This is a genomic window from Paraclostridium sp. AKS73, assembly GCF_025671395.1.
Lineage (GTDB): Bacteria > Bacillota > Clostridia > Peptostreptococcales > Peptostreptococcaceae > Paraclostridium > Paraclostridium benzoelyticum.
In genome coordinates, this window is sequence record NZ_JAIXHU010000075.1 from 1 (window position 1) to 3,541 (window position 3,541).

General features: G+C 27.4%; 4 protein-coding genes and 1 riboswitch. Of the genes, 1 reads left to right on the forward strand and 3 read right to left on the reverse strand.

What is annotated here, in order from left to right:
* Window positions 1–232: 232 nt before the first annotated feature.
* Window positions 233–1,459, reverse strand: a complete 1,227-nt coding sequence (locus tag LEQ07_RS19480) for a chloride channel protein (RefSeq protein ID WP_263331912.1) — start codon at window positions 1,457–1,459, stop codon at window positions 233–235.
* A gap of 57 nt (window positions 1,460–1,516) precedes the next feature.
* Window positions 1,517–1,578, reverse strand: a riboswitch (Fluoride riboswitch).
* A 134-nt stretch (window positions 1,579–1,712) separates the two neighbouring features.
* On the opposite strand from LEQ07_RS19480, the gene LEQ07_RS19485 reads away from it, so the two are divergent.
* Window positions 1,713–1,994 (forward strand): hypothetical protein, encoded by a 282-nt coding sequence (locus tag LEQ07_RS19485; RefSeq protein ID WP_263331914.1) that lies wholly within the window; start codon window positions 1,713–1,715, stop codon window positions 1,992–1,994.
* A 42-nt stretch (window positions 1,995–2,036) separates the two neighbouring features.
* Here the strand turns inward: LEQ07_RS19485 and LEQ07_RS19490 are convergent, their stop codons facing one another.
* Together LEQ07_RS19490 and LEQ07_RS19495 are read right to left on the reverse strand one after the other, a co-directional pair.
* Window positions 2,037–2,657 carry a flavodoxin family protein gene (locus tag LEQ07_RS19490; RefSeq protein ID WP_263331916.1) on the reverse strand — a complete coding sequence of 207 codons (621 nt, stop codon included), beginning with the start codon at window positions 2,655–2,657 and terminating at the stop codon, window positions 2,037–2,039.
* A 309-nt stretch (window positions 2,658–2,966) separates the two neighbouring features.
* Window positions 2,967–3,122, reverse strand: coding sequence for a hypothetical protein (locus tag LEQ07_RS19495; RefSeq protein ID WP_161794363.1), 156 nt, complete (start codon window positions 3,120–3,122; stop codon window positions 2,967–2,969).
* Window positions 3,123–3,541 lie beyond the last annotated feature (419 nt).

Here is a 3,541-nt window from a genome sequence, read left to right on the forward strand (position 1 = left end):
TCAAAAATATATTTATATTATAGACATGTATATTTTATTATAGTATATTGTATACATAGACATCAAGAAACGACATATATTAACAATCAGTAGGAACGGACATATATAGAGGGGCTTTAAATGCCCCTCATTAATCAAGTTAATAATACTATCCCCCCAATAATAGTATTAATATTAAAATACCCCCTTTTAAAGACTGTATCGGAAACAGTCTTTTTTTATTTGTAAAAATTTATCTATCTAGAAGACTACTGTCTTGTGATGTATATATGCCGCTTTTACCTGCAAATACATAACTTATTACACAAGCAATGAATATAAATCCAATATTAGCGGATCCAAATAATTCAATTCCCATTATAAAAGATGCTATAGGCGTTTTTGTAGCTCCTGCAAATACTCCTATCATTCCAAGCCCTGCTAAAAATTCAATAGGAAGTCCGACAATACTCGCAAGTAAGTTTCCTAAAGTTGCTCCTATTACAAATAATGGAGTAACCTCTCCACCTTGGAATCCTACAGCAAGCGTAAGTGATGTTAAAACAAGTTTTATTATAAATGCTCCTTTAGGAACAGGCTGGTTAAATGTATTACTTAATAAATCTAAACTTAATCCAAGATAAATTCTAGTTCCAAGAATTAAAACTATAATAATAATGATAATACCGCCTATAAAGCTTTTTAAAGATGTATTTGGGATCTTGGCTGCAAAAAACTTCTTTAAAGAATGAGTAAGCTCTGCAAAAAGTTTGCTAGTAAGCCCAAATAAAACAGCACATAATATAACTTTGAAAAATACATTAACACCAGTTAAAGATACTCCCATATTATAATGACTGTGCTGAACCTTAAAAATTTCTGCTATAAAGTTTCCTATATAACTTGATATAAAACAAGGTATTATTGCTTCATATCGCATTTTACCAAGAGTTGAAACTTCAAGCCCAAATACAGTTCCTGCGATAGGTGTTCCAAATACAACTCCAAAACCACTACTTACACCACTGATTATAAGTATTGTATAATCCATACCTTTTAATTTTAGAAGTTCCCCTATTTTAGAAGATACGCTAGCTCCTATTTGAACTCCAGTACCCTCTCTACCAGCAGATCCACCAAATAAGTGGGTTATAAATGTTCCCAAAAACACAAGTGGTGCCATTCTAAAAGGAATCCTTCCTTCACCCTCATTAATTCGTTCAATAATTAAATTATTTCCTTTCGATGAATCTTTACCGTATTTAGAATATAAATAACTTACAAAAGCTCCTCCTATAGGTAACATGTATAATAACCATGGATTTGATTCTCTAGTACTTGTTGCCCATTGTAAGCTTTTTAAGAAAAATGATATAACAATCCCAACAGCAATCCCAGATATGGATGCTAGCAAAAACCATCTTAAAAATATAATGGATACTACTTCACTTTCTTTTATATGTTTTTTTAATTCATTCACAATTAATCCTCCTAGTCTATTTTCTGCAAAAAAACAGACTCCTACCCTTAAATATTTATAAGAGTAGGAGTCATTAGCATCTTATGCATTTAATGGCGAACTCCATCGCCGATTTAATTTACCAATTTATTATATTATAAAATAGCTAAAATTTCAATTAAGTTACAAAAATATACACATTGTTGATTTTATATTTTTAAAATAGTATTTTTTAGTAAACTAGGGGATTAAATTAAGGGAGGGGGTTAAAGTTATGATTATAAAAATGATTATAGGTATATTTTTTATTGTATATGGACTGATAATATCAGCAATAGAACAGTATAAAAGAATTCCGTTATTTTATAACTCTAAAGATCAAGTGAATGGAGTAATAAATGGTTTTGCATGCATAGTTGTAGGAATTGTTGTTTCTGCATATAATCTAAATCAAGGTATTATTATTGGAATTATAGCTTTTTCAATGTGGGGAATAGAAAAGCTTATAATATCCACAATACTTAAAAATAAAGATGAAAAGCTTTCTAATATATAAAAAAGCACTTCGCATTTTCGAAGTGCTTTTTTATTATAATTTTTATCTTATAAAATTTGTATGTACTCTATCTTCTAAATCTGGTTTTTCTATATTATTCTTTTTACCAATATCTATACATTTTATTATCCATGCCATATTTTTGCCTAAAACTCTCATTGTTTGTAATCCCTCTACATCTTTTTTTACTTCGTCTGAAGTGTTTCCATGGACCATATTCCAATATTGAGAACTAACAATTGGCATATTAGAGATAGTAAAGTACTTATTTAATTGATCAAATGTAGCAGTAGTTCCTGCTCTTCTCGCACTAACTACTGAAGCACCTGGCTTAAATGCCATGTATTTTCCTCCGCTATAAAATACTCTATCTAAAAAAGATACTAATGATCCTGCTGCAGATGCATAATAAACAGGTGATCCAAATACAAATCCATCTGCATACTTTGCCTTTTCTACAAAATCATTAACTCCATCATTCATGAAGCACTTACCTGTATTTTTACATGAACGACATCCTATACATCCTCCTACAGGTTTATTACCTATGTGAAAAATTTCTGTATCTATTCCACTTGCTTCTAGTGCTTTTGAAACTTCCTCTAATGCTGTGTATGTACATCCATTTTTATTTGGACTTCCATTGACTAACAATACTTTCATACCTACACCATCCTAATCTAATTTAATTTTAAGTATATTTACATCCTTAATAAAATTATATAGCGCATATTGAACATAAAATCAATTAAATTTTAACTTTTTAACAAAAACTAAAGATAGTCTACCTAATCACTAGATAGACTATCTTCAGTTTTTTCAATTCATTTATATATTTAACTAAGCTAATCTGTAAGATAGTTTTAAATTTATAAAACTATAACGATTAAAACTTAATAGAATACCCCGTATTAATTTTAAATTAAAACTTTATTTACCTTCTAAAAACTTAAACATTATCATTATCTGTATTTATTTTCTTCTTTTATCACCTTTACAATTAATTTCAAATAACTTTACAGCCTTTGATTGAGTCATTCTTGGATTTATAATGCATGTCATTAATGCTAAATAATTTCTGATTGTTAAATCATCATTGAATGAATAATGAGATAAACTTTTAGCCATCTAATCATCCTCTCCTTACAATTTTATAAATTTATACTACAATATACATCTATACACCTATTTAATGTAAGTTTAACATGTTTTTTTATTAAACTTACATGTCAATGTTGTAAGAAAAATTTAATATTTTAATTTAAAACAAATTATATCTATGAAAAATCTGCTCTAAAAATAGTTAAACATAGTAACTCCATTGAATTTAGAGTTTATAAGTATAGATATCTTTATTTTTTAAATTACCTATATATGTAAAATGTGAAATTAAGTTCAAGTTAATTTATATTCTTAAATTTAAGAAGTATTTACTTTAATTTTTCAAGTTTAACTCCTTTACTTATACATAAACTATATTCTATTTAAATAAATTTAATATGTTTTTTATATGAAATATGTATTAATTTTTATCTAATTAAAAAATA

What these genes read in the sequence shown, in the direction of transcription:
- LEQ07_RS19485 (WP_263331914.1), top strand. Translation starts at nt 1,713, where the DNA reads ATGATTATAAAAATGATTATAGGTATATTTTTTATTGTATATGGACTG.
- LEQ07_RS19490 (WP_263331916.1), bottom strand. Translation starts at nt 2,657, where the DNA reads ATGAAAGTATTGTTAGTCAATGGAAGTCCAAATAAAAATGGATGTACA.
- LEQ07_RS19495 (WP_161794363.1), bottom strand. Translation starts at nt 3,122, where the DNA reads ATGGCTAAAAGTTTATCTCATTATTCATTCAATGATGATTTAACAATC.